Origin of the sequence: Paraburkholderia sp. RL17-383-BIF-A (assembly GCF_046028015.1) — a bacterium.
Taxonomy (GTDB): Bacteria; Pseudomonadota; Gammaproteobacteria; order Burkholderiales; family Burkholderiaceae; genus Paraburkholderia.
On sequence record NZ_JARESR010000012.1, the window covers coordinates 160,528 to 186,114 of the forward strand.

Annotated in this window: 20 protein-coding genes; 11 read left to right on the top strand and 9 right to left on the bottom strand. The window is 63.1% G+C overall.

Annotation, left to right across the window (positions count from 1 at the left end):
* Positions 1-31 precede the first annotated feature (31 nt).
* Positions 32-982 (bottom strand): universal stress protein, encoded by a 951-nt coding sequence (locus tag P0D71_RS16635; protein ID WP_408481061.1) that lies wholly within the window; start codon positions 980-982, stop codon positions 32-34.
* A 572-nt stretch (positions 983-1,554) separates the two neighbouring features.
* On the opposite strand from P0D71_RS16635, the gene P0D71_RS16640 reads away from it, so the two are divergent.
* Both P0D71_RS16640 and P0D71_RS16645 read left to right on the top strand, forming a co-directional pair.
* The gene (locus P0D71_RS16640) at positions 1,555-3,213 is read left to right on the top strand and encodes an AMP-binding protein (RefSeq protein ID WP_408481063.1); all 1,659 of its coding nucleotides are present in this window, start codon (positions 1,555-1,557) and stop codon (positions 3,211-3,213) included.
* Positions 3,214-3,349: 136 nt separating this feature from the next.
* Positions 3,350-6,193, top strand: a complete 2,844-nt coding sequence (locus tag P0D71_RS16645) for an AMP-binding protein (RefSeq protein WP_408481065.1) — start codon at positions 3,350-3,352, stop codon at positions 6,191-6,193.
* Positions 6,194-6,413: 220 nt separating this feature from the next.
* On the opposite strand, the gene P0D71_RS16650 is transcribed toward P0D71_RS16645, so the two are convergent.
* Positions 6,414-7,451: a LysR substrate-binding domain-containing protein gene (locus tag P0D71_RS16650; protein WP_091802643.1), complete on the bottom strand. Its 1,038-nt coding sequence runs from the start codon at positions 7,449-7,451 to the stop codon at positions 6,414-6,416.
* Between the two features lie 101 nt (positions 7,452-7,552).
* Here P0D71_RS16650 and P0D71_RS16655 point away from each other — a divergent pair, with 101 nt between their 5' ends.
* The 6 genes from P0D71_RS16655 (at position 7,553) to P0D71_RS16680 (ending at position 13,909) form a co-directional block, all read left to right on the top strand.
* On the top strand, positions 7,553-8,629 hold the full coding sequence (locus tag P0D71_RS16655; RefSeq protein ID WP_408481067.1) for an ABC transporter ATP-binding protein: 1,077 nt from the start codon (positions 7,553-7,555) through the stop codon (positions 8,627-8,629).
* Positions 8,630-8,704: 75 nt separating this feature from the next.
* On the top strand, positions 8,705-9,418 hold the full coding sequence (locus P0D71_RS16660) for an HAD-IA family hydrolase (protein ID WP_091802649.1): 714 nt from the start codon (positions 8,705-8,707) through the stop codon (positions 9,416-9,418).
* A gap of 4 nt (positions 9,419-9,422) precedes the next feature.
* The gene (locus P0D71_RS16665) at positions 9,423-10,760 is read left to right on the top strand and encodes an NAD(P)/FAD-dependent oxidoreductase (protein WP_408481069.1); all 1,338 of its coding nucleotides are present in this window, start codon (positions 9,423-9,425) and stop codon (positions 10,758-10,760) included.
* Complete coding sequence (locus P0D71_RS16670; protein ID WP_408348146.1) at positions 10,757-11,665, top strand: ABC transporter permease; 909 nt, start codon at positions 10,757-10,759, stop codon at positions 11,663-11,665. The genes P0D71_RS16665 and P0D71_RS16670 overlap by 4 nt, the downstream gene beginning before the upstream one ends.
* Positions 11,662-12,456 carry an ABC transporter permease gene (locus tag P0D71_RS16675; protein ID WP_408182148.1) on the top strand — a complete coding sequence of 265 codons (795 nt, stop codon included), beginning with the start codon at positions 11,662-11,664 and terminating at the stop codon, positions 12,454-12,456. The genes P0D71_RS16670 and P0D71_RS16675 overlap by 4 nt, the downstream gene beginning before the upstream one ends.
* Before the next feature lie 25 nt (positions 12,457-12,481).
* On the top strand, positions 12,482-13,909 hold the full coding sequence (locus tag P0D71_RS16680) for an aldehyde dehydrogenase family protein (protein ID WP_091802660.1): 1,428 nt from the start codon (positions 12,482-12,484) through the stop codon (positions 13,907-13,909).
* Between the two features lie 107 nt (positions 13,910-14,016).
* On the opposite strand, the gene P0D71_RS16685 is transcribed toward P0D71_RS16680, so the two are convergent.
* The 4 genes from P0D71_RS16685 to P0D71_RS16700 all read right to left on the bottom strand — a co-directional run bounded on the left by P0D71_RS16685 (position 14,017) and on the right by P0D71_RS16700 (position 18,069).
* On the bottom strand, positions 14,017-15,696 hold the full coding sequence (locus P0D71_RS16685) for a GMC family oxidoreductase (RefSeq protein ID WP_408481072.1): 1,680 nt from the start codon (positions 15,694-15,696) through the stop codon (positions 14,017-14,019).
* Between the two features lie 119 nt (positions 15,697-15,815).
* Positions 15,816-16,874 carry an ABC transporter substrate-binding protein gene (locus P0D71_RS16690; protein ID WP_408182155.1) on the bottom strand — a complete coding sequence of 353 codons (1,059 nt, stop codon included), beginning with the start codon at positions 16,872-16,874 and terminating at the stop codon, positions 15,816-15,818.
* 328 nt (positions 16,875-17,202) lie between these two features.
* The gene (locus P0D71_RS16695) at positions 17,203-17,643 is read right to left on the bottom strand and encodes a rhodanese-like domain-containing protein (protein ID WP_091802666.1); all 441 of its coding nucleotides are present in this window, start codon (positions 17,641-17,643) and stop codon (positions 17,203-17,205) included.
* A 120-nt stretch (positions 17,644-17,763) separates the two neighbouring features.
* A complete protein-coding gene (locus P0D71_RS16700) occupies positions 17,764-18,069 on the bottom strand; it encodes a hypothetical protein (protein ID WP_091802669.1) in 306 nt (101 codons plus the stop codon).
* 164 nt (positions 18,070-18,233) lie between these two features.
* Between P0D71_RS16700 and P0D71_RS16705 the strand changes: the two genes are divergently transcribed.
* Complete coding sequence (locus P0D71_RS16705; RefSeq protein WP_408481074.1) at positions 18,234-19,523, top strand: NRAMP family divalent metal transporter; 1,290 nt, start codon at positions 18,234-18,236, stop codon at positions 19,521-19,523.
* Positions 19,524-19,585: 62 nt separating this feature from the next.
* Here P0D71_RS16705 and P0D71_RS16710 read toward each other — a convergent pair whose 3' ends face one another.
* The 3 genes from P0D71_RS16710 to P0D71_RS16720 all read right to left on the bottom strand — a co-directional run bounded on the left by P0D71_RS16710 (position 19,586) and on the right by P0D71_RS16720 (position 21,963).
* Positions 19,586-20,023, bottom strand: coding sequence for a response regulator (locus P0D71_RS16710; protein WP_408481076.1), 438 nt, complete (start codon positions 20,021-20,023; stop codon positions 19,586-19,588).
* A gap of 366 nt (positions 20,024-20,389) precedes the next feature.
* On the bottom strand, positions 20,390-20,902 hold the full coding sequence (locus P0D71_RS16715) for a phasin family protein (RefSeq protein WP_091802675.1): 513 nt from the start codon (positions 20,900-20,902) through the stop codon (positions 20,390-20,392).
* Positions 20,903-21,078: 176 nt separating this feature from the next.
* A complete protein-coding gene (locus P0D71_RS16720; protein ID WP_408481078.1) occupies positions 21,079-21,963 on the bottom strand; it encodes a manganese catalase family protein in 885 nt (294 codons plus the stop codon).
* A gap of 526 nt (positions 21,964-22,489) precedes the next feature.
* Between P0D71_RS16720 and P0D71_RS16725 the strand changes: the two genes are divergently transcribed.
* Both P0D71_RS16725 and P0D71_RS16730 read left to right on the top strand, forming a co-directional pair.
* A complete protein-coding gene (locus P0D71_RS16725) occupies positions 22,490-24,559 on the top strand; it encodes a putative bifunctional diguanylate cyclase/phosphodiesterase (protein WP_408481080.1) in 2,070 nt (689 codons plus the stop codon).
* Positions 24,560-24,679: 120 nt separating this feature from the next.
* Positions 24,680-25,486 carry a hypothetical protein gene (locus tag P0D71_RS16730; RefSeq protein WP_091802684.1) on the top strand — a complete coding sequence of 269 codons (807 nt, stop codon included), beginning with the start codon at positions 24,680-24,682 and terminating at the stop codon, positions 25,484-25,486.
* Positions 25,487-25,587 lie beyond the last annotated feature (101 nt).

A 25,587-nucleotide genomic window follows, 5' to 3' on the forward strand; every position in this document is an offset into this window, starting at 1 on the left:
GCCCAAGCTTTCACCGCGACCGGAGCCTGTTTCAGGCTTCGATCGGGCGGACGAGCAACACCGGCACGTGGGTGATACGCAGTACGCGGCTCGCCACGCTACCCAGCAGCCAGCGCGAGATACCACGCCGGCCGTGTGTGCCCATGACGACCAGATCGGCGTTCCAATGATCTGCCTCCCTCACGATGGCGTGGGGCACATCGTCGCCGGTTCTTTCCGTGCTGATCATCGCGGATTCCGCCTCGATTCGTAATCCGGCCAGCAACTCCGCTGCCGCCGCAAGTGCTGCATTGCCCTCTTTGACAAGTGCATCTTCAAGCAGAGGAAGTGGCACAAAATCGCTCATCCTCACCGCCTGATCAAGAATATTTACGATACGCAAGGACGTCTGCTTCGTGGCGAGTTTTAATCCGTATCGAAGCGCATGCCGCGATGGTGAGCTACCGTCGACGGCGAAGAGCATTCGCTTCGGACCGCCGCAGGTATCTCTTTCATAAGAAGCTGGAACAACTAGAATCGAGCACGGGCAGATTCGCGCCAGAGGTTCAGAGACTGTTCCTTCCAGCCAGCGTAGTAGCCGACGGTTCTGTCGGGTGCCAACCACGAGGAGATCGGCTCGCCACGTCCGCGCTGCTTCAAGCAGTGCGTAGGCTAGATCCCGACCCTGCATGGAAAGATCGATCACCTCCGTGTCGACAACCGTCTCGCCGCTCGAAAATATGCTCTGTGCCTGAGTGACCGCATCCGCGGCACCGCGCAGCAACTCGTCGCGCACCGGGCTGAGATCCACTCCGACAAGTGGATCCAACGGAATCAGCCTGCGTGGATCTTCAGCCACACTGATGATTCGCACGTGTGCCCCTGGCGCCGCAATGCCTTGAACATAGGCCGCAGCGCGCAAAGAGGCGGGCGAAGCGTCTACAGCAATGAGAATGCGACCGACTTCGTCGTGATCAAGGAGGGTTGAACTGGCAGGGTTCATGACGAAGTCTCCAAGGTGTCCGCATGGTGGGTCCGATATGTTTCCTCAGACGGTTTGTCGAGCCTTCGCGCGCGACGACACTCTCATGCGCCCTGCCCACGGGCTGTCCGGATAACAACGCCCCAGTACACTCTATTCGCCGGCTCATCCCCCAGATTGACCTGAATCAACCCATCCGCCCACGGGCTATCACTGTTGTTCGCAGCCGTCTGAACGGGACACTTCATGCCTCGCATTGCGGTTCGAACTCCAATAGCGAATGATTGCGCACCCCGACGGACCATTCATTACGACCAATGCATTGCTCTGGCTGCGAACAGACATGATGAGCCTCCATCGCATTCGATCCGTTGGGCACACCGGTCGTCTTGACGCACGTCAATCTCTCATGGCGAACGAGTCCTATGCTCGATCCATAGCGACACAAATCACGCGCTGAAGTGAATATGTCGAGGAATACCGTACTCGTTGACCTTTTAACGCCTGCCAAGCCGGCTACGCACACGTAGTCCTTAGGTGCGCAGACCTGACTGTCATCGCGTCTGCCCTATACGACAAAGGCCCGATCGACCATGAAGTGCCCGAAAGCGATCGACGTTCCCTCGTCCGAGCCGCCCGTCGCAGCTATCGATGCCAGAAGCGTTAGAACATTGCCTGAAATGTTCGAGGCTGCCTGTACGCGTTACGCAGGACGCCCCGCGTTCAGTTCGTTCAATCACACGCTCGAATATCGGGACGTTGCGCTATACGCGCACCGCTTTTCCGAGTTTCTTGTCAACGAATTCAAACTTGCGCCGCTCGAGCGTGTCGCACTCATCTTGCCGAATGGCTTACCCTATGTCGTCGCCTTTTATGGCGTCCTCGACGCCGGGCTCGTCGTCGTCAATATCAATCCGCTGGCTACGCCTCGTGAGATTCAGATCCAGCTCGCCACGGCGGCTGTTTCAGCGATCGTCGTACTGGAAAATTTTGCCTGCAAACTGGACGAAATCCTGGATGAGAATCAGGCGAAGGCTGTTATATCCGTCGCGGTGGGCGATCTGCTTCCGCTGCCCAGGCGCGCCGCAATGGATTTTGTACAGCGCGTCGTGCGTGACTCGATTCCGCCTGCAAAAAGGGAATACTGGACATTCAGTGCGGCCTTGTCGTGCCGGCATTCGATCGAGCGAGATCACATCCGCCCCAGTCTCGACGATGTCGCGCTGCTGCAATACACGGGAGGAACGACAGGCACTCCCAAGTGCGCGATGCTCACGCATCGCAACCTTAGCTCGAACGTCGCACAGATTCGTGCATGGCTGGGTTCGGCGTTCTGTTCTACGCCTCAGACCATTCTCACGCCGCTGCCGCTCTTTCATATATTCGCGCTGACCGCCAGTCTGCTGACTTTCTTTGAAATCGGCGGGCACAATGTCCTGGTGACGGATCCCCACTACCTTGCCGCGCTCGTCAGAACCATGCGCCACGCACGGCCCACCGCGCTGCTAGGCGTGAATACACTATTCAATGCCCTTCTCACCGCACCGCATTTCGACGCTGTGGACTGGTCACACCTGCGTCTCGTGATCGGCGGCGGCGCAGCGATTCAGGCTTCGGTTGCCGCGCGATGGCAGTCAGCAACGGGAGTGCCGATTATCGAAGGGTACGGGCTGACCGAAGCGTCGCCAGTAGTCTGCGTGAATCCGATGGATGCAAAGCACTTTTCCGGATCAGTCGGTCATCCGTTGCCTTCAACCGAGGTTAGCATCCGTGACGACAACAACGCAGCTGTCGCCGCGGGTGTCATCGGAGAAGTCTGGGTCCGGGGCCCGCAGGTCATGCGCGGCTACTGGATGAACCCCGTCGAGACCGCGGAAGTGATCTCGCCCGAGGGCTGGCTTCGCACGGGCGACGTCGGTTATCTCACGCCCGCGCAGATGCTCGTCCTGGTGGACCGCAAGAAAGACGTGATCGTCGTGTCCGGTTTCAAGGTTTACCCCTCGGACGTCGAAGCCGTGGTCTCCGCGCTTGCGGGCGTAAGCGCCGCTGCGGTAGTCGGCGTGCCGGATGAACGGACCGGACACGCCGTCAAACTATTCGTCGTCCGGTCCTCGGCGGATCTTACGGCCGCCGCCTTGCTGGAGCACTGCCGCGCTAATCTGAGCGCCTACAAGGTTCCCCGGTCAATTGAATTCCGTGACACCTTGCCTCTGAACCAGCTCGGCAAGGTCCTCCGCCGAACGTTAACCTGACCGAGCCAGGGATGCGATTGCATGGGTAACGGCGCGTGATTGCGCGCGAGGCGCAATTCAGCAATTGACGACGATCAAGCGCCCTCCTCCCCGTCGCGCCTATGCTGAAATCCCGACACGGAAGCGGTCGTGCGATATGAACGAAGACGTCACCCGCCGCCGATCGAGCGACGCCCAACGGTTGCTCGATATAGCGGATGCTTTCGCCGCTGAAGTCGGCCCACGGGGATACAGGCCACATGGCGTCACGCTGAACAGCGAGTTCGAACGTGACCTTGGCCTCGACAGTCTCGCGCGCACCGAACTGCTGGCTCGCATCGAGAAAACGCTCGGCGTGCATTTTCCGGTTGCGTTGTTCGAGCAGGCGAAGACGCCCGGTGATTTACTGCGTGCACTTGAAGGAGAAACATTGGGGCAACCCGGGTGCGCAATCGGCACCGCTGAGCTTCCAGCGCCGACCGACACCCTTGACCCGCCGATCGCCGCACAAACGCTGGTCGAGGCATTGCAGTGGCACGTATCCCGGCGACCTGAACACACGCACATCGTATTTCTCGACGAGGAAGCGTCGCCACACACAATGACCTACTCGGCGCTGTACGAGGCGGCCCTACGGGTATCGAGCGGGTTGCACAGACTCGGCGTGAACCCCGGCGACACCGTCGCACTGATGTTGCCGACCGGTAACGACTATTTCGCCTGCTTTGCGGGAATCCTGCTTGCCGGCGCAGTAGTCGTGCCGGTGTATCCGCCTGTGCAATCGGCACGGATCGACGATCACCTGAAGCGACACGCGGCCATTCTGCTGGATGCGCGCTCTCGCGTCATGATCGTGCCGTCACACGCACTCGTAGCAAGCCTTCTGGCAAAGGCGCGGATATCGACGTTGCGTGAGATCGTGACGACGCATCAGCTCATGGGCGAAACGGACAATGAGCGGTATATCCCTCGCGCACAAGACGTCGCGTTGCTTCAGTACACGTCCGGTAGCACAGGTGCGCCAAAAGGCGTGGTGCTCACACACGCCAATCTGCTCGCCAATATCCGGGCAATGGGAGAGACTGCCCGGATCGAGGAACACGACATCTTCGCGAGCTGGCTCCCTCTGTACCACGACATGGGCCTGATTGGAGCCTGGTTCGGGCCGCTTTACTTTGGTATCCCGTTGATTCTGATGTCCCCGCTGACGTTCCTCGTACGTCCAGCGCACTGGTTGCAGGCGATCGGCCACTACCGTGCCACCATTACGGCGGCACCCAACTTTGCCTACGAGCGATGCACGCGCCGGATCGACGACGCCGATCTCGAAGGCGTCGATCTGTCTTCATTGCGCCTCGCATTCTGCGGCGCAGAACCCGTCAGCGCGCCGACCATGCGAGCATTCGCCTCACGCTTTGCCGATCATGGGTTCAGGGAAACCGCCCTGACCCCCGTCTACGGTCTGGCGGAAAACACGCTTGGACTGGCGTTTTCGGAGCCGGGCCGCGGGGTGCGAACAGACTGTATCAGTCGCATGCGACTGGCTGAGTTACAGCGTGCAGCAAAAGCGGAATCGCCGGATGACGCACTCGAACTGGTCTCGTGCGGACGCGCATTACCCCGCAACCAGATCCGCATCGTTGACGTCGACGGCAATGACGTATCCGAAAGAACGGTCGGAAGAATTGAATTCCGAAGCCCATCCGCGACGCGCGGGTATTTTCAGAATGCGGAGCTGACCGCGCGGCTAATTCATGATGGCTGGCTCGATACCGGCGATCTGGGATATATGGCCGATGAAGAACTGTTCATCACAGGCCGCGTAAAGGATCTGGTGATTCGGGCCGGGCGTCACTTCTTCCCCTATGAACTGGAGGCGGCGGTCGGGCATCTGCCTGGCGTGCGCAACGGTTGTGTCGCAGTGTGTGGAACGCCCGACATTGAGACCGGTACCGATCGCCTGATCGTCATTGCGGAGACTCGCGAAACGGCACCTGAGGCAATCGCGGCGATGCGCACTGGCATTAACGAAGCCTCCGTGGCTCTGCTGGGCGCTCCGCCGGAAGAGATCGCTCTGGTCCCGCCGCATAGCATTCTGAAGACGTCGAGCGGGAAGATTCGTCACGCGGCTACGATGGAGATGTACCTGCGTAGTCGCGGGAATCTCCTGCCACGCCCTGCGTGGCTACAGTGGCTCGACATCGGAACGAACACCGTACGGCCAATCGGCCGGCGGGTTCGAGCCGCCGCCAGGCAGATCGCCTACGGCGCATGGTGCTGGCTGGTCGTAACCCTGATCGCCATACCGACATGGTTGATGACCGTATCGCATCAGGATGTCAGACGAAACTGGGCGATTGCATCGCGCGCGGCGCAGCTAGCCCTCGTGCTTGCAGGCATTCGCGTGACGGTACGCGGTGCCGAACTCATCGACATGGCGCGGCCGGCGATCTTCGTTGCGAATCACGCGAGCTACCTTGACGGCCTCGTGTTGCTGGCGGCCATCCCCATGCCGCTTGGCATCGTCGCCAAGCGTGAGTTGGCCGGCGGATTGCTGATGGGTGCCTTCCTTCGGGCAATCGGCACCCGCTTTGTCGAGCGCGTCGACTATGCGCGCATGGCCGAAGACGAACGCGAACTGGTGAAGCAGGCGACGGCTGGAACCTCGCTGCTCCTCTTTCCCGAAGGAACATTCGTCCGATCCGCGGGACTGCGGCAGTTTCGTCTCGGCGCCTTTGTGGCCGCCTGCGCATCGCACCGGCCTGTCGTACCGGTCGCAATCGCGGGCGCACGCGTTGTGCTTCCGGATGGACAGTGGTTGCCAACGCGAGCCGACGTAACAGTTACCGTGCTCCCCGCCCTGGAGCCAACAGGAGACGACATGAAGGCCGCCGCGGCCCTGCGTGACACCGCACGCGATGCAATAGCAGGCCATTGCGGGGAACGCATTCTGAGTGAAATTTCCCCGCTGGAAACCCCCACTCGTCACACCGAGATCTAAGCCTGCGTTATTCGAGGGTTCACCCGGTTCGACACTAGCATGCCCATGCCAGGACAGACACTAACTGCGCCGCTCCGACATCTGCCCGGGTGCCATGGGCGGGGACGCCGGAATGGCGACGATCTGATTGGCCTTGACATGGTCCGGAGCACTGGTCTGGGCTGAAAACGAGTTTCGAACAGCCGCCAACTTGACAGCGCCCATGGGCACGGCACGGTGCTTATCTCACCGTGGCCGACGGGTTGACTGACTGGACCGCCGCCTCGCCTCGCGCCTCACCGCGGGCCGGGCCGATCACCAACCCCGCTTGCGCCAGCAGGCGCCGCAGCCCCAGCTTCGGATATTTACGGTCCACCGCGCGCACATCGGCGCGCGTCTCCTCGATGATCCAGTCGCGCACTTCCGCGGCAACCGGCCGCAACGGCCGATTTTCCGGCCACACCAGACAGCAGCGCCGGTCCGTCATGACCAGTTCCTCCTCGGCGGGCAGCAGCGCGCCCTGGAGAAGCCAATGCGACACCACGTTGAGCCAGCCGAGCGCGACACCCTGCCCAAGCAATGCCGCCTGCACGACGATCGCGTAGTCGTTGAAGCTCAGCATGCTCGCGGCGTGCCGCCCCTGTGCCGCGAACGCGGCGAACCTGTCATGCCAGCCGCGCTCGCCGTCGTCCATCACGATCACCGTATCGCCGTGCTTGCGGCCCGCCTCGGTCGCGGCTGTCTCGTGATAGCGCCGGTTGCATACCGGCAGCAGCGTCTCCGGCATCACGAGCACGCTGTTCTCGCCGATCTGGTCCTCGCGCAGGAAGCGCATGCCGAGATCCACATCGACGAGTGGCCCGCCGATTCGCCCCGAGATGAGCTGAAACCGCAAGTCGACATTCGGAAACGCCTCGTTCAGACGACTCATGCGCGGCATCAGCCAGTGTGTGGTGAACGCGGTGGACACTGACAGCGTGACCGACTCGACACCGGTTGCGCGCGCTTCGATCTCGCGTATCGCGCTTTCTATGCCGTCGAAGCCTTCGGAGATCTTCCGGTAAAGGATCCTGCCGCTCTCGGTCAGCTCGATTCCGCCTCGCACGCGCTCGAACAGGCGCACGCCGAGATGGTCTTCCATACGCGAGAGCATGCGGCTCACCGCCGGCTGGCTGACATATAACTCCTGCGCCGCACGCGTGAAGTTGCCGCAGCGCGCAGCCGCCTCGAAGACGAACAGCGCGTTGGCGCTCGGCAGTTTTTTGCGAAGATTGGGCATGACCTGATGTTATGCCCTATCCAACAATTTGGGAATTGCCGCCAAAAATGGCTCGGCCTATATTTTCCCTAACGCAGGCTTCTACAGCGAGACAGGACGCAATGGACGCACGAGCGAAAACAGGTGTTTCGATCCGATCGGCAGCGAAACGTTATGGCCACGTAGTGGCCCTCGACGACGTTTCACTCGACATCGCCCCCGGCGAATTCGTGTCGCTGCTCGGCCCCTCGGGTTCCGGCAAGACCACCCTGCTCGGCATTCTCGGCGGCTTCGTGCAACCGAGTTCGGGAGCGGTCTGGGTCGGAGAGCGCGACATTACATTTGCGCCGCCGCACAAGCGCGACATCGGCATCGTCTTTCAGAACTACGCGCTCTTTCCGCACATGAGCGTGGGGGACAACGTCGCCTTTCCGCTGCGCGCCAGGCGTCAGCCAAAAGCCACGTGGGCGAGGAAAGTCGCCGACGCGCTCGCGATGGTCGAACTCTCGGGCTACGAGAGCCGCGGCATCGGCCAGCTGTCGGGCGGCCAGCGCCAGCGCGTGGCGCTCGCTCGCGCCATGGTGTTCGAGCCGCAACTGATCCTGATGGACGAACCGCTCTCCGCGCTCGACAAGCAATTGCGCGAAACCATGCAGATCGAGCTACGGCGGCTGCATCGCAAGCTCGGCGCGACGATCGTGTATGTGACGCACGACCAGCGCGAGGCACTCACCATGAGCGACCGCGTAGCCGTGCTGAAGAACGGCCGCCTCGTGCAGATCGACACGCCCGAGCGGCTCTACGACCGTCCGTGCGACGCGTTTGTCGCGAGCTTCATTGGTGAGGCGACACTGCTTGCCGTGACGCGCGCCGGCGACGATGCCGTGCGGCTCGGCGACACGGTGCTGCGCACCGCGCACCCGCTGCCACGCGGCGACAAACTGCTGCTCGCGGTGCAGACCGAAAAACTCGTGATCGATAGCGGCGACAGCCGCGACGGCGTCAATCGGCTGGCATGCCGCGTCACCGAGGTGCTGTATCAGGGCGAAAGCTTGCGCGTGTTCGCGACCCTCGCCGACGGCACCGCCATCAGCCTCAGGCAACCCGGCGGGCACGACTCGCGCCGCCGCATTCCCGAGCCGGGCGCGCCGATGAGCGTCGTACTCGATCCGCGGGACACGATCGTCGTGCCCGCCTGATTCCATTTTGCTATTTCCCGCCCTCGCCAGGGCAAACCCTCTCCCGATTCACAGCACACTGCAAAGGATGATTTCATGAAGCTCACCGATTTCAAGGTCCTGACGTTCGACGTCGTCGGCACGCTCATCGACTTCGAGCGCGGCGTACTCGCCTCCGTGCGCCGCCTCGGCGGCCCGGCCGCGAAAGACCTGACCGACGACCAGATTTTCGAGCCGTATATGCGCGGCCGTGCGGCCTACCCGGGCCGTTCGAGCCATGAAATGGCGAACGTCTACCTGTCGCTGGCAAAGGAACTCGGTCTGCCCGACGACGCGCAATCGGCCGCCGCCTTCCAGCGCGACGTGCTCGAATGGCCAGCGTTCGCGGATTCGGTCGCGGCGCTCAAACGTCTGCGCAAACACTTTCGCCTCGTCGCCATGACCAATGCGGACCGTGTCGCGCTGTCGGCCTACGCACACACGCTCGGCGACCCGTTCGACGACACCGTCTGCTGCGACGAAACCGGCGTCGCCAAGCCCGATCCGCAATTCTTCGCGTACAACCGCGGCCGTCAGGCGGCGTTCGGCTACAAGTTCGGCGAAATCCTGCACACCGCGCAGAGCCAGTATCACGACATCGGCGTCGCCACCAGCCTCGGCTACGCGACCTGCTGGATCGAACGCCGTCAGGGCGCGAAGGGCTTCGGCGCCACGCCCGTGCCGGAAGCCGTCACCACGCCGACCTTCAAGTTCGCGACGCTCGGCGCGCTCGCCGACGCCGTCGAAGCCGAAGCGCGTCTCGCCGCCTGAGCCGATGCTCGCGCCGACGCCACCCCACACGCCCGCGCCTGATTCGCTGTGGCGGGCGCTCCTAGCCGCCTCGCCCGGCGCCGGTGCGACGCTCAGCACCGGCGTGCCGCTCACGCGCGATCTCGAGGTCGAGGTCGCCGTGATCGGCGCGGGCTACTCGGGCCTCGCCGCCGCGTATGCGCTGCAAAAGCGCGGCGTCGACTGCGTGGTGCTCGATGCGAATCCGGTGGGCTGGGGCGCGAGCGGCCGCAATGGTGGCGTGGTGTCGTCCAAGTTCAGACTGTCGTTTCCCACGATCGACAAACTGCACGGCCTCGATACCGCCAAGCGCATGCACCGGCTCGCGCACGAGGGCGTGCGGGTCGTCGAGACGCTGGTCGACGAATTCCAGCTCACGCGCGCCCGCTTCGAGGCGACCGGCAGCTTGCGCTGCGCCCACACGGAGGCCGCCTTCGCCGCGATTCGCGCGGAGGCCGACTGGGTCCGCACGCAACTCGGCGATACCACGATGACCGTGCAATCGCGCGCCGAGATCGAACACGAGACGGGCTCGAAAGGTTTTGTCGGCGGCGTGCTGAGCGCGGACGCCGGCACGATCCTGCCGCTCGAATACGTGTGCGGACTCGCGCGCGGCCTTACGCTGCGCAGCGTGCCGATCCACGAATCGACGCCGGTGCAGCAGATGCACCGCGCTCCCGGCGAGCCGCGCGTAACGCTGCGCACGCCCGCCGGCACGGTGCGCGCGAAGCAGGTGATCGTCGCGACCAATGCCTACTCCGATCTCACGCCGGCCACCGCGGCGTATCAGCGTGAACTCGTGCCGTTTCGCAGCGCGATGATCGCCACCGAGCGGCTTCCCGCCGAGCTCGACGCGCGCCTGATGGTCGAGCGCCGCAGCTACACCGAAACGCGGCGCATGATGAAGTGGTTCCGCAAGGTGGACGGCCGCATGCTGTTCGGCGGACGCGACGCGTTCGGCAAGGAGGGGCAAACGACCGGCTTCGACGCGCTGCAGCGCGCCATGGTCGCGCTCTTTCCGGATCTTGCGGACGTGCGCGTGGACTATCGCTGGTCGGGGTATGTGGGCATGACGTTCAATTCGTTGCCGCATGTCGGACGCAGCGATGACGCCACGACCTTTTGTCTGGGGTATAACGGAGCAGGCGTCGCGATGGCGAGTCTGCTCGGCCAGCATGCCGCCGCGCTCGCGCTCGGCGAGACGCCGGAGCTCTCGCTGCTCGGCGCGCCCGGCTTGCGGCCCGTGCCCTTTCATTCGCTGCGCGCGCCGGGTGTGAGACTCGTCGCGGCGTGGTATCAGTTTCTCGACGCCGTAGGTGCATGATGACAACCGCCAAGCGGATGCTCCAGGGAACCACCTTGACGCAAGCCACCGAGTCCGATCCCGCCACGCGCTATCAGCGCCGCGAGGATCGCACCATGCTGCTGCTAATGACACCGGCGCTCCTCGTGATCGTCGTGCTGCTGGTCGTGCCGCTCGCGTGGCTGTCGTGGCAGTCCATCTATCACGACGGCTTCACGCTCGAAAACTACCGGCGCATGTTCACGGGCGCTTACCTCGAAACGTTCTTGCTGACCTTCAAGCTCAGTATCATCGTGACCGTCATCACGCTGCTGCTCGGCTATCCGGTGGCCTACTTCGCCGCCTCGTTGCCGCCGAAGCTGAGCGCGCTCGTGCTCGGTATGGTGATTCTGCCGTTCTGGACCAGCGTGCTGGTGCGCACCTACGCGTGGCTCGTCCTGCTGCAGCGCACGGGGCTGGTCAACAAGGCGCTGATCGCGTCGGGCCTCGTCGACCGGCCGGTGCAACTCGCCTATAACCAGTTCGGCACGGTGATCGCGATGGTTCACATCCTGCTGCCGTTCATGGTGCTGCCGCTCTATTCGGCAATGCAGAAAATCCCGTCGAATCTTTCGCAAGCCGGCGCGAGCCTGGGCGGCTCGCCGCTGCACGTGTTCCTGCGCGTGTTCCTGCCGCTGTCGATGAGCGGCGTGTTCGCAGGCGTGACGCTCGTGTTCGTGCTCTGCCTCGGCTTCTACATCACGCCTGAACTGATGGGCGGCGGCAAGTCGATCATGGTGTCGATGGTCGTGAGCCGCAACATCGAGATCTACAACAGCTGGGGGGCGGCGAGCGCGGTGAGCGTCGTGCTGCTGATCTGCGTGTTCGCGATTTTCTATGCCGCGAGCCGCGTGGTGCCACTCGAAAAGACCCTGGGCGCGAAATGAGCAAACTCCCGTTCGGACGGATCGTCCTCGGCGCGATCGTCGTGCTGATCCTGCTGTTCCTGATGGTACCGGTGCTGATCGTCGTGCCGCTGTCGTTCTCCGATACGCGCTTCATGACGTTCCCGCCGCCGGCCTACTCGCTGCGCTGGTATCACTCGTTCTTCGACAATCCCGCATGGATCGACGCCGCGCGCGTGACGCTCACCGCGTCGATTTGCGCCGCGCTGATCGCCACGCCGCTCGGCGTGGCCGCCGCCTACGCGATCCAGAACGGCACGCACTGGATCATGCGCTATCTGCGCACACTGCTGATGTTGCCGCTGATGGTGCCGATCATCATTGTCGCGGTGGGCGTGTTCTTCGTGTACTCTCAGGCCGGCTACGTGAACACGCTCGGCGGCCTGATTCTGGCCGATACGATGCTCGGCCTGCCTTATGTGCTGATTTCGGTCGGCGCCGATCTGCGCACCTTCGACCGCACGCAGGAAATGGTCGCGCGCAGCCTCGGCATGAATCGGTTTCGCAGCTTCATGACGGTTACGCTGCCGCAGATCAAGGCAAGCGTCATCTCCGGTGCGGTGTTCGTGTTCATCCAGGCGCTCGACGAAACGGTGGTCGCGCTCTTCGTGTCGGGCGGTTCGAACCAGACGCTGACGCGCCGCATGTTCGTGACGCTGCGTGACGAGATCGACCCGACCATCGCCGCGATCAGCACGATGCTGACCGCGCTCACGCTGTGCCTTGTGATGATCGTCGTGGTGAGCCGCCGTTCGGGCGCGGCACGCGCCTGATTTCTTTCCTCAAGATACCTATTACATGGTCAATGCACTGAAGTTCTATATCGACGGCGCGTGGGTCGAGCCGTTGGGCAACGCACGCCGCTCCGTCGTCGATCCCTGTACCGAGGAAGCCTTCGCCGAAGTGGCGATGGGCACGCCCGCCGATGCCGATCGCGCGGTAGCCGCCGCGAAACGCGCGTTCACGTCGTTCTCGCAGACCACGCCGGCCGAACGCCTCGCGTTGATCCGCCGCATTCTCGAGGTGTTTCTCGAACGTCACGACGAGATGGGCGACACCATTTCGCGCGAACTCGGCGCGCCGCGCGCCATGGCGCATGCGTGGCAGGCCGGCATAGGCCGGCGGCATCTCGAAGAACTGATCCGCACGTGTGAGACGTTCGCCTGGCAGCGCCGGAAGGGCACGACGCTCGTCAATCACGAACCGGTGGGCGTGGTCGCGCTCATCACGCCGTGGAACTGGCCGATCAATCAGATCGTCTGCAAGGCCGCGCCCGCCATCGCGGCCGGTTGCACGATGGTGCTCAAGCCCAGTGAAGTCACGCCGCTGAACGCCCTGCTGTTCGCGGAGATACTCGACGCCGCGGGCGTGCCGCCGGGCGTCTTCAACCTCGTCAACGGCGACGGGCCGACGGTCGGCGCGGCGCTCGCGGCACACCCCGACGTCGATATGGTGTCGTTCACCGGGTCGACGCGCGCGGGCGTTGAAATTGCGAAGCTCGCGGCGCCGACAGTCAAGCGCGTGCACCAGGAACTGGGCGGCAAGTCCGCGAACATTCTGCTGGACGACGTCGATTTCGAGGCGGCGGTCACGGCCGGCGTCAACTCGTGCTTCAACAACAGCGGGCAATCATGCAATGCGCCGACGCGCATGCTCGTCCCCGCGGCACGTCACGACGAAGCCGTGGCGATCGCGCGGCGGGCCGCGCAAGCGCAACGTGTCGGCCCCGCCGACCACGAGCGTACGACAATGGGTCCGGTTGTCAGCGGCGTGCAGTTCGAGCGCGTGGAGCGGCTCATCGCGGCCGGTATCGACGAAGGCGCGCAGGTCGTGGCCGGCGGCCTCGGGCGTCCGCCGGGTCTTGAGCGTGGCTTCTACGTGCAACCCACCGTGTTCGCGGACGTGCGTCCCTCCATGACGATCGCGCGCGAGGAGATCTTCGGCCCGGTGCTCGCGATCATGCCGTACCGCGACGAGGAAGAAGCCATCGCGATCGCCAACGACAGTCCCTTCGGACTCGCGGCCTACGTTCAATCCGCCGATCTGGACCGCGCGCGGCGCGTGGCGTTCAGGCTCCGTGCCGGCAGCGTGTATCTGAACTACCCGTCATGGGACGCGGGCTCGCCGTTCGGCGGATACAAGCAGTCGGGCAACGGCCGCGAGTACGCCGAATGGGGACTCGAGGCGTTTCTCGAAGTGAAGGGCATTGTGGGGTTTGGCGACTAACTGTGTTCGGCCCTTGCTGGGCTAAATGCCTGGAGGTAGGCAAAACATTCACCGCTTGAAACAAGCACCGGGCCGTCGCGTTGCAATGCGACGGCCCGGCATCACATTCACGCGCGTTCGCGCAACATATCCGCAATCCGCTCCGCGATCATGATGGTCGGCACATTCGTGTTCGCGCACGGAATCGAAGGCATCAACGACGCATCGCATACGTAAAGTCCGCTGACGCCATATACCGCGCCGCGCGCGTCGCACACGGCGAGCGGATCGTCGGCGGCGCCCATGCGGCAGGTTCCAGACGGATGCCAGGTGCCGCCCACCGAGCGCGTCACGAAACGCGTCAGCGCGTGATCGTCGGCAAGCAGTTCGTCGAGCGTCACGCCTTGCGTGACCACACACCGCACGAGCCAGCCGCGCAACGGTCCGGCAATGTCGAGCAGCGCGCTCAGCAGGCCGCGCTGCAATGCATTCCACGCGCCCGGCACGGCCACGCTCGCCACGCGGGGTGAATAGCTCGAAGGCAGCAGCGTGGTGCGGTGCCTCGCCATCAGCGGATCGGCCAGAGTCCGGGCGCCGAAGCGCAGCGCGAGCTTCAGCCGTTCGAGATCGCGCGCGTCGGACAGCATGTTGAAGTCGACAGCGGGTTCGTCGTGCGGATCGGCCGACACGAGGCTCACGCGGCCGCGCGAGTACGACTTGTTGACCCAGAAAAAGAGCGTGCCGAGCCGGTAACCGACCGAGTGCCAACCCGATCGCGACAGGATCGCGCCGTGCATGTCGCCGGGCACCGCGCCGCGCACGCCCGAAGAAAAACGCACGATCGCCTGCTCGTGATGCTCGTCGGGATATAACGTGCGGGCGGCGCGCGGCAGAACCGCGGATACGGCGATCGACGGATGTTCCATCAGATTGCCGCCGACACCGCCGCGATCGGCCAGCACCTCGATACCGAGTGCGGTCAGCTCGGACGCCGGACCAATGCCGCTTCGCATCAGAAGGGCCGGGCTGTGAATCGCGCCCGCGCAGATGATCACCTGTCTGGCGCGCACTGCTTCGCTCACCCCGTCTTCGCCGACGAGCCGCGCGCCGATGGCGAGCTTGCCGTCGAACAGCACGCGTTCAACCAGCGTGTGCGTGCGGATCGTGAGATTCGGCCGGGCGCGCACGGCGTCGTCGAGATAGCAGACCGAGGTCGGGATGCGCTCGCCCGCTTCGCTCACTGCGATCGAACCGATGAACGTGCCGTCCTGCCACGTGCCGTTCTGGTCGTCATGCCGCGTGTAGCCACGCGCGTCGAGCGTGTCGAGCACCGCGCGTACGAATGGCGAGATGCGCGCCCACGGCGTGCGCTGGATCCGGACCGGCCCGCTCGCGCCGTGCAGCGCGCCGTCAAAGTCGCAATCGGTTTCGAGCTTGCGGAAGTACGGCAGACAGGCGGCCCAGTTCCAGCCGTGCGCGCCTTGGGCGTGCCATTCGTCGTAATCGGCCGGCGCGCCGCGGTTCGCCATCAGCGCGTTGATCGCCGAACCGCCGCCGAGCAGGCGCGCCTGCTCGTAACGGCGTGTCGCGGCCGAGGCGCTCATGCGTGCCTTCAGGCGCTGCCAGATGTTCGTGGTGTCGAGATAGGCGCGGCCCGGATAACGGCTGCGCACCGTTGCGGGCATGTCCGTTCGCGAGATATTGCGGCCGGCCTCGACGAGGCAGACGGTCTTGCCCGCGTCTTCGGAAAGACGCGCGGCCAGCACGCAGCCGGCCGAGCCGCCGCCGAGAATCAGATAGTCGATCACGTTCGATGTATGCGCAGACGATGCGCGGTGCGGGACGCGCAAAAAAACCGCTGGGATTGGCGCGCGGGTTTGACATTCAACTGTCCAGCAACCCGCGCGTGCGCAACCAGGTCTTTCGCTTACTGCATGAACTTGAGCCAGCGCGCCTTCGCCTGAATGCCGGCGTCCGACGCCCACCATTCCTCCGACATCAACGCCTGCTTCGACGCGTTCTCCGGTGAACTCGGCAACTCGCTCGCGCGCTTGGCGTCGATTTTGCCGGTCTTGAAGGCCGCAGGATTGCCCGGCCCGTAGTCGATATACAGCGGCAGGTTGGCCTGCAAGTCGGGCGACACGGCCGCGTTGAGGAACTTGATCGCATCGGGCAGGTTCGGCGCGTTCTTCAGCACACACAACTGCGTGTTCTGCAGAATGCCGTCGTTGTACGTGAAGTCGATGTCCGGATTGTCCTTGCGCACGGCGCTCGCGCGACCGTTCCAGATCATCGTCATGTCGACTTCGCCGTCGTGCAGCAATTGCGCCGACTGACCACCCGAAGTCCACCAGACGGTCACGTCCGGCTTGATCTGCTGCAGCTTCCTGAACGCGCGATCCACGTCGAGCGGATAGAGCTTGTCGCGCGGCACGCCGTCCGCGAGCAGTGCGGCTTCGAGCACGGTCTGCGGGTCGTTGCGCAGCGCACGGGTGCCGGGGAACGCCTTCACGTTCCAGAAATCGGCCCAGCTTTGCGGCACCTTCTTCAATGTCTTCTTGTTATAGCCGATCACGGTCGAATAGAACTCGTACGCGACCGAGTACGGCGTGCGGTACTTCTCCGGCATGGCCGCCGCATTCGGAATCTTCGCGAAGTCGAGCTTCTCCAGCAGCCCTTCCTTGCCGCCGCGCAGACAGTTGGAAGTCGGCGTGTCCACCACGTCCCAGATCGGCTTGCCGGTGGCGGCCTGAGCCTTGATCTGTGGCCACGCGTCCGGAATGCTGTCCTGGTTCACGGTGATATTCAGCAGCTTCGCAGCCGGGTCGAGGATGGCTTTGGTCTGGGCTTCCTGATAGGTCCCGCCTTGAGAGACAAAGGTAATCTTCCCGGCAGCGAAAGCAGGCGTCAGACACGCAGGCACGAGGCCCGCGACGCCAAGAATCAGAACCGCTGCAAGCGGGCGCAACGTTGGCTTCTTGATCACGACTATGTCCTCGAAACGGTTTGGCGAAAGATATCGTGGATGTAATGCGCGTTGAGCCAAATATAGTGAATCTATTTTTTGGCGACAATGCCGCAATTGTTGTGGGGTCCATGACATCACGTTATGGCAAACGTGCGGCGTTGTGTGCCGGGCGCGCGGCACTGCCCTGCCCGACCGTATGGTCTGCGTGGGCCGCCGCGCGCAGTATGAACATGCGCGGCGGCGCCCCACGGCAGCGCTTGAAATAGCTGGTACATCGGGCGGCTGCAACTCGCCGGATTCAGCCAAACGCTTCGTGGTCCGTTTCGAGTCTATTGTTCACAAACAGTCAAGCCAACGCCTCATTCTCGATGGCAAGCTGGAAACCCTCGTCGAGCCAACCTGTCACGCCGCCGGTCATGACCTTGACCGGACGACCGAGGCGGGCGAGCCTGATTGCGGCGCGCGTGGCTCCGTTGCAGTGAGGACCCGCGCAATACGTGACGAAGAGTGTGTCGGGCGGATAATCGGCAAGCTTGGACTCGACGATCTTGCCATGCGGGAGGTTCACGGCGCGAGGCACATGGCCGCGGGCGAAAAGTGCGGGGCCACGCACGTCGAGCAGGACAAAATCCATAGCGAGCCCATCACTGGCTTCAAGCCTGGTTTCAAGCGCCGCGTGTACGTCGGCGCAATCTGTTTCGAATGACAACAGCGAGCTGAAGTGGGCGAGCGCCGCGGCGCTATCTGCTGCAGGAACGGCTGAGACCGGGGAGATGACCGGGGACATATAAGGCTCCTTGTGGGTGAATCGTTGACATGCATTCTCCCGGTCTCATGGGCGAGCAACCAGTGGCCTGATTGACATATTCCGGCAACATCACGCCACGGCTGCCCGCTACGGCAAGCGCTAACGTGCGCCGTTGTCGGCGGGCGCCGCGTAGGTCCTCTTATGAAGTTCGGGCCGGACGCTGAACATCGGTTCGTTGATCCAGGTCACAAAATCGTCGTGCCAGTGATCCCACTCGTAGTCGCTCAACTCGAACTCGTCCTCGATAATTCCGGAATCGTCACTGGAGACGAATGCGTAGATAACCTTACTGCCATTCCAGAACGCGATAGCGTAGCCTGTCAGGTCGGCACTGGTGCCGTAAGGAATGTCGCGCAACATCGACGCCAGTTGCGTCTTGAACTGGTCGAGGGTCAAGGATTTCATCGCGCGCTCCGCTGTGTGGTTTCAAGTCCCGTCAGCAAGCTCCGCGCCCGGCGGCCGCTATGAGAGCCACGGTGTACCGGCTTGTAAGATTGATAGGGCAGACTCTCGCGATTCCCGCGACATCGCGGGCACGGATACTCAAGGGCTCAATGATGGATATCAACATGGACCCGTCCGATAAGCCGGACCCCGAGGTTCAGTCGTGGCTCGAAAAGCTCGGACCCGGCCTCATCACCGGCGCGGCGGACGACGATCCCAGCGGAATCGCAACCTATTCGCAGGCCGGCGCGCAGTTCGGCTTCAACATGCTGTGGACCGTCATCGTCACGTATCCGTTGATGGTTGCCATTCAGGTCGTCAGCGCCCGACTGGGACGCGTGAGTGGCCATGGACTCGCAACCAACATCCGGCGCCACTATCCGGCCTGGCTGCTCTATGGATCGGTTTTCCTGCTGCTGGTCGCCAATACGATCAATATCGCGGCGGATCTGACCGCAATGGGCGCCGCAGTGAACCTGGTGATCGGCGGCCCGACGCACATTTACACGCTTGCGCTCGGCCTGTTGTCAGTTCTGCTGCAGGTCTTCATTCCATACCGCAGTTACGTGCACGTGCTGAAATGGCTGACCCTTGCATTATTCGCCTACGTCGGCACGGTGTTTGTCGTCGATATTCCGTGGCACACGGTCATCGTGCGTACCGTCAGTCCACATCTGTCATGGAAAAGCGACTACGTCACCACCGTGGTCGCCGTGCTTGGCACCACCATCAGCCCCTATCTGTTCTTCTGGCAGGCGTCGCAGGAGGTTGAGGAAATGCGCGCCGCAACCGGGCAGCGGGCATTGAAGAACGCACCCGGACAAGGACCGGCCAGTTTGCGGCGGATCCGGATGGATACGTGGGTCGGAATGGGCTTTTCCAACCTGGTCGCTTTTTTCATCATCCTGACGACTGCCGCCACCCTCAACGCCCACGGCCTAACGGACATCCAGACCTCGTCGCAAGCGGCGCTCGCCTTGAAGCCGATTGCAGGAAGGTTTGCGTTCGTTCTGTTCAGTCTGGGCATCGTCGGTACTGGCCTGCTCGCCTTACCCGTGCTGGCCGGTTCCGCCGCGTATGCCATGGCCGGCGCCTTCAACTGGCGAAACAGCCTCGCGCTGAAACCGCAACTGGCGAAACGGTTTTACGGCATCGTCGTGCTGTCGACCCTTATTGGTCTCGCGATGGGATTCACGAGTATCGATCCCGTCAAGGCGCTTTACTGGAGTGCGGTGATCAACGGAGTCGTGTCCGTGCCCATCATGGCGCTCATGATGTTCATGGCGGTGAATCCGAAGATAATGGGCAGCTTCGTCATCTCGAGACGCCTGTCGGTCGCCGGTTGGGCCGCTACGGGAGCGATGGGAATTGCCGCGGTCGCCATGTTCTGGTTCATGCTCGCCCCCGCGAGTTAATACGCGGCGGGGCGGCGCTGCGATGTTTTTGCCAAGTGCGCCGAAGGGGGCGGCAGCGAAATTCAACTGCCGCTTCGCTGCGCCGACGCTGAACTATCCGATAGAGGGGATGGCGCCGACTCAGCGTTTCCCACTGGTTCATGCCGGAGCAACCTGAAAATCATGTTCTCGAGTTGCGGCAGTTCTGCAGGCTTCCGGCAAACGGCATCGAAACCGACCTCTTTCATTTCGCGGATGTAATCGGCGGTATCGAACGCGGTAAATGCCAGAAGGGGAATCTTTCCCGTCGCCTCGATTCTCCGAAGCGCCGCAGCCACACCAATGCCGGACAGGCCGGGCATGGCGACATCGAGAACAATGCAATCAGGGAGCCACGCCTTCGCTTCCCTCACGGCGTCCGAGCCGTGGTAGACGGTTCGCACGTTCATGCCGCCGGCCTGTAGATACGCGCTAAGCGCATCAGCCGACGGACGCGAATCATCCACGACGAGCACGCGCACGGGCACCGCGCTCGAAACGTACTCGCGCTGCCCTCCGGTCGAATGATCCTGGCAAGCGCGATTTTCAGAAATGGAATTCATGGGTTTTCTCTCGCTGCTGGCGCGTCGGTATGGCGCCGTTACCTAGTCGCAGCGCAACAGCCGTTCCCACTCTCCTCCGCCATTCATTCGCCCCCTGCCGGCAACGGGCAGGCGTGGACGAAACAGTCGCGTGGCCAGCAATACTGGAGCGCGTGACGGCTGCCGGTTCTTTAGCGGATGCCGTGCGAGTGGCCGAATAGCGCCATCGCACGGCAACCACGACACGCCAACATAGACGGAATGGAAAAAGACTCGTCCGTCAGACACGGCGCCGTCCAATGCTACTCAATGCAAGTCGCCTCGAACGTCGTCCGAAGAAACCACCCTGCCCGAGCTATCCACAATGCCTACCCGCTCAGCAGAGGCGACCGTGGATTGCGCCATGCCAGGCAGGTCCAGAATGCCGCCGCGCTCCTGAACGAAGGCGTTGCCACAAGCCATGTCGACCATTTCAGCGAGCGTATTCAAAGAACTACCGAAATGCGCCTGCATCGCGTTGAATAAGCCGATTCGCGTGTCGGCGGCAATCTCTTCCACATGCCGCCAATAGGCAAAGGTCTTCGTGACTGCAGCCGGGAATTGCTGCGACTGGAGATCGAAGACTTCACTGAGCGATTGAGCAGAAAGTGCCGCGTCCGCCAATGCCTGCTGCTCGGACAACGATGTCTTGACGGTCTGGATGTTGAGCTCGACAACTTTCTCGACCCCGGCAAGCACTTCGGTGTTGCAGTCGAAGGCAACTTCGATTGCCGTGTCACGTTGACGCGAGGAGAACTGATCCGAGATTTGAGGGTACATAAAGACTCCGTTGTGGTTCGGCGCGGGATGCGCCGCAAGGTGGCGTCGTCCGGACGCCCATCACGCCATGTGTGCTGCGCGGACGACTGAAACGAAACGCCGCGGCCCACGTGGCGGGGCCGGCGACGGTGACTTCGACTACGAACGCTGTTACTTCGCTGCGACTTCGCCAGCTGTTACTTCGCTACGGCGGCATGCTGCCCGGCGCCGAGGTCAGCCCCGGTGACAGGGTCGGTTCCGGTCGCGGAAGCCGTTCGCGACGCCATCGCACTCAACACTTCGACCTCCTGTTCCGAAACCTGAACGCTCGCGAGACCATCGCCGCCGTCCACCGCCGGCTGCGGCTTGTCGACGAAGTCCCAACCGGGACCTTCATTCCAGGGACCGCGCGGCGCGTCGTCACCGTCGGACATGTTGTAATAAACGTTGGTAAATTCTGGAACGCCGGGCAATTTCCCCTGCGGGAAGTTGGGCTGGATAGAGTGCAAGGCTTTCTCAAACGATTTCTGATGCGCAATCTCGCGCGTCATGAGAAAGCCGAGCGCCTCCTTGATACCTGGGTCGTCGGTCACATTGATCAACCGTTCGTAGACAATCTTCGCTCGGGCCTCCGCGGCAATATTCGACCGCAGATCCGCGGTCGGCTCGCCGATCGTATCGATGTAGGCAGCCGTCCACGGCACGCCCGCCGAATTGGTCAAGGCCGGGCCGCCACCGTAGAGCAAAGCGGTAGTGTGCGAATCGTTGCCGCCTCCCGTGAGTGAACGGTAAAGCTCGGCCTCCTGCTCCACGCCTTCGGCAAGTTGACCCTTCGCGCCCTTGTTGAGCATCGCGACAATTGAGCCGACGATCTCCAGATGACTGAGTTCTTCCGTTGCGATGTCAAACAGCATGTCTCGCCTGCCGTGATCGTCCTCGCTAACCGCCTGCGTGAAATAGCGGCACGCCGCGGCCAGTTCACCTTGCGGGCCGCCGAACTGTTCAAGAAGCAGATTGGCCAGACCGGGATTGGGCATCGCTACACGGACGGTGTATTGAAGTCGCTTGTTGTGTACGAACATCGCATTTCTCCAGAAAAGATTGCGGGCGCCGCTGGAGTGCTTCACGCCATGAGAGGCGGAAGGACTGACGGAGCAGAGGGACATTCATTGAAAAACCAGGTTTGTCGGCGATGACGAACGCGTATGCGGAATGCCCCACCGTGGGTCTCAGAGCAGCCGCTCTGGCGAAATAGGGTGCGCGCGCAGGAACGCGACGAGAAAACACCTGCGACTCCCGACTCCGCATGCACCGTGCCTGGCGCATGAGCGTTTTGATCGAGCCACGCCGCGCGCCGATGCATCGGTGGCGGTCCTACCGGCGCGCAAACGCCATGCCGCTTATCACGACGCCTCCCGTCAGCCCCCCCCTCGCGCCGTCGAGCGGCGGCAATTACCCGCTCACTCACCGAAAGTTTCGCCCCGGCACGACCCGCGCACCGGCGAAGTGGCCGAAAGCTGGGGCTAACATGTTGAAAACGAATTAAATATTTGTCGCGAACGGTCGATAACATGTTCAGCCGCTTCCCTTTCGGCGGTTGGACTAGACATGCAGAGCTCATATAACCTTTGGCTGGTGGTCATTTCGTTCGCCGTCGCGACGCTCGCGTCCTATACGGCACTCGATCTGACCGGCCGGATCTTCCTGCTGGCCTCGCCACGTGCGCGGCGCGCATGGCGCCTGGGCGGCGCCGCGGCACTCGGTGTCGGCATCTGGTCGATGCACTTCATCGCCATGCTCGCCTTTTCGCTGCCGATTCCGCTCGGCTACGACTTCGCGACCACCGCCGCTTCGCTCGGACTCGCGACCGGCGCTTCATATCTGGCGCTGCACATCACGACCCATGAACAGTTGAGGGCAGGCCGGCTGCTGGCGGGCGGCGTGGTGATGGGATGCGGCATCGCCGGCATGCACTACGTCGGCATGGCGGCGATGCAGATGACGCCAGGCATCGTTTATCAACCGGCGTGGTTCGCCGCCTCGCTGGCCATCGCCGTCGGCGCGTCGAGCGCCGCGCTGTGGCTCGCGCGCGCGCTCAGCGACGACGACGCGCGTCACGTGGTGCGCAAGCGTATCGCCGCGGCGCTGGTGATGGGCGTCGCCATCAGCGGCATGCATTACGCCGGCATGGCCGCCGCCGGGTTTCCGGCGGGTGCCGTGTGCGGCGCGGCCAAGGGCGTGAACACCACGTGGCTCGCGACCTCGGTGATCCTGTTCACCTTTGCCATTCTGACCGTCACGCTGATGCTGTCGCGTTTCGATGCGCGCACAACCTTTCTGGTCGGCTCGGTGTCGAGACTGAATGGCCAGATCGTGCAGCTCGCCACGCTCGACGCCCTGACCGGACTGCCGAACCGCAGCACGCTGACCGAGCGCATCGAACACGCGATCCAGCGCGCGCAGCGGCAGCGCTCCATGTGCGCGGTTCTCTTCATGGACCTCGACGGCTTCAAAACGATCAACGATTCGCTCGGCCACTCGGTCGGCGACCAGGTGCTGACCGCGTTTGCGCAGCGCCTGCTGCTGTGCGTGCGCGCGAGCGACACGGTGGCGCGGCTCGGCGGCGACGAATTCGTGGTGCTGGCGGAAAACCTCGGCTCGCGCGAAGACGCCGGCGCGCTGGCCGATGGCGTGCTCGACCGGATGCGCATGGGCATGTGGACCGACTCCCAGCCGCTCCAGGTCATGCCGAGTATCGGCATCGCACTCTATCCGCATGACGGCGACAGCGTCGACACGCTGCTCAAACACGCGGACGCGGCCATGTACGAAGCCAAACGCGCGGGCCGCAGCACCTTTCGCTTCTTCGAGCGCAGCATGAACGAAGCGGCCATGCGCACGCTGCAGATTCAGAACGCGTTGCACGACGCGCTCGCCGCCGGCCATTTCTCGCTGCACTTCCAGCCGAAGTTCAACGGTAGCGGCGAGTCGCTCGCGGGCGCCGAAGCGCTGATCCGCCTGCATCATCCGCAACTCGGCGAAGTCACGCCGCTCGAGTTCATTCCGATCGCCGAGCGCTCAGGGCAGATCGTGCAGATCGGCTACTGGGTCGTGCGCGAAACGTGCCGGCAGATTCGCCACTGGATCGCGCAAGGTTTGCCGTCGATGAAAGTGGCGGTCAACCTGTCGCCACGCCAGATGCTGCAGCCGAACCTCGTCGCGAGCATGCTTGAGATCGTCCAGGCCGAAGGCGTGGAATGCAGTCAGATCATGTTCGAGATCACCGAAACCGTGGCCATGCAGGACGCACCCAAAACCATCGAGATGATCCGCCAGTTTCAGGCATGCGGCTTCGAGATCGCGATCGACGACTTCGGCACCGGCTATTCGAGCCTCGCTTATCTGCAGCGTTTTCGCGTCAAGCAACTGAAGATCGACCGCTTCTTTACCAACGGGCTCGACGCGCACGGACCGGAAGGCAGCGCGATCGTGTCGGCGATCATCGCGCTTGCGCACTCGCTGGAAATGGATGTGGTGGCGGAGGGTGTCGAAACCGAATCGCAACTCGACATGCTGAGGACGATGATGTGCGATGAGATGCAAGGCTTCCTGCTCGGCAAGCCGCTCAACGCCAGCGACTTCGGCAATCTGCTGCGGGAAAGAATGATCGCTGCGTGACATGGCGATCTGCTGAAGCATGCAGTGCGGCGTGGCCGATAGCGGCTGCGCGAGCGGCGGCAGCGGCGGATCGCGATGAAGAATAAACAATAACAGGCAGCTCAGGGTGTCGGAGAGTTCATGAAATTTGATGTGGCAACGCTTACTTCGTTGTGGTTGATCACGTTTTTATGCGGTGCCCTCGTTACGACCGCGCTGTCGCATATGTTCGCGCGCGTCGTCGCGTTCCGCTTCTGGGCGGTTGGTTTCTATCTGCTCGCCGCGTCTTCGGCCTGCTTCGCGTTGCATTTCACATGGCATTACGACGCGCTCTTGATCGCCACCGCGACGCTCGCGCTGCAAAGCCGCATGCTGATCTGGGCGGGCGCGCGCGAGCTGTTCGGCATGAAGGCGCCGTGGCGTGCCGGACTTGCCGGCACGGCCGTGTTCTGCGCGCTCTACGGATGCGCTCTGCTCTTCAAGGTTCCGATGGTGTTGCGCGCCGGCCTGCTCGTGCTGTTTTTCCTGCCTGTTCGCGCGGCCACGCTGTATGAAGTGTGCCGGCGGCGCCGTCCGCACCTCGGGCCTGCTCGCCTGATCGCGATGATCGGCGGCACGATCGTCACACTCAACGCAGCCGCGCCGCTTGTTCTCGTGCTGCTCGATCGCACCAACGTGTCGCTGCTGCTCGGCAATCCGCAATACACGTCCGCGCTTTACGCGGTCGTGTTCGCGGGCGACCTGCTGCTGGCGAGCGGACTGATGGTGCTGGCGTTCAAACTGCAGATGGTCGAAATGAACATGCTCGCCACGCTCGAGCGTGGCGCCATGGAACACCTTGCCACCACCCAGGCAACGCGCGCGGATCGCCATACCCGGCACGCGCCCGACGATGGGTTCGGCCGGGACACGCCCGCGCAGCGCCAATCGCTGCCGGGACCGGTCTGATATTCCGGCCGTTCAGCCGGTCGCGCGCTCGTCGAGTGCGCTGCCGGCCAGCGAAGCAAGACGCCGCGCCATGACCCGCACGCGGGCTCATTCGCCATGAG

Excerpts from the sequence above, each read along its gene's own strand:
- P0D71_RS16655 (WP_408481067.1), top strand. The coding sequence starts at position 7,553 with ATGGACGCACGAGCGAAAACAGGTGTTTCGATCCGATCGGCAGCGAAA.
- P0D71_RS16675 (WP_408182148.1), top strand. The coding sequence starts at position 11,662 with ATGAGCAAACTCCCGTTCGGACGGATCGTCCTCGGCGCGATCGTCGTG.
- P0D71_RS16665 (WP_408481069.1), top strand. The coding sequence starts at position 9,423 with ATGCTCGCGCCGACGCCACCCCACACGCCCGCGCCTGATTCGCTGTGG.
- P0D71_RS16640 (WP_408481063.1), top strand. The coding sequence starts at position 1,555 with ATGAAGTGCCCGAAAGCGATCGACGTTCCCTCGTCCGAGCCGCCCGTC.
- P0D71_RS16695 (WP_091802666.1), bottom strand. The coding sequence starts at position 17,643 with ATGTCCCCGGTCATCTCCCCGGTCTCAGCCGTTCCTGCAGCAGATAGC.
- P0D71_RS16725 (WP_408481080.1), top strand. The coding sequence starts at position 22,490 with ATGCAGAGCTCATATAACCTTTGGCTGGTGGTCATTTCGTTCGCCGTC.
- P0D71_RS16720 (WP_408481078.1), bottom strand. The coding sequence starts at position 21,963 with ATGTTCGTACACAACAAGCGACTTCAATACACCGTCCGTGTAGCGATG.
- P0D71_RS16650 (WP_091802643.1), bottom strand. The coding sequence starts at position 7,451 with ATGCCCAATCTTCGCAAAAAACTGCCGAGCGCCAACGCGCTGTTCGTC.
- P0D71_RS16700 (WP_091802669.1), bottom strand. The coding sequence starts at position 18,069 with ATGAAATCCTTGACCCTCGACCAGTTCAAGACGCAACTGGCGTCGATG.
- P0D71_RS16715 (WP_091802675.1), bottom strand. The coding sequence starts at position 20,902 with ATGTACCCTCAAATCTCGGATCAGTTCTCCTCGCGTCAACGTGACACG.
- P0D71_RS16680 (WP_091802660.1), top strand. The coding sequence starts at position 12,482 with ATGGTCAATGCACTGAAGTTCTATATCGACGGCGCGTGGGTCGAGCCG.
- P0D71_RS16705 (WP_408481074.1), top strand. The coding sequence starts at position 18,234 with ATGGACCCGTCCGATAAGCCGGACCCCGAGGTTCAGTCGTGGCTCGAA.
- P0D71_RS16660 (WP_091802649.1), top strand. The coding sequence starts at position 8,705 with ATGAAGCTCACCGATTTCAAGGTCCTGACGTTCGACGTCGTCGGCACG.
- P0D71_RS16635 (WP_408481061.1), bottom strand. The coding sequence starts at position 982 with ATGAACCCTGCCAGTTCAACCCTCCTTGATCACGACGAAGTCGGTCGC.
- P0D71_RS16730 (WP_091802684.1), top strand. The coding sequence starts at position 24,680 with ATGAAATTTGATGTGGCAACGCTTACTTCGTTGTGGTTGATCACGTTT.
- P0D71_RS16645 (WP_408481065.1), top strand. The coding sequence starts at position 3,350 with ATGAACGAAGACGTCACCCGCCGCCGATCGAGCGACGCCCAACGGTTG.
- P0D71_RS16670 (WP_408348146.1), top strand. The coding sequence starts at position 10,757 with ATGATGACAACCGCCAAGCGGATGCTCCAGGGAACCACCTTGACGCAA.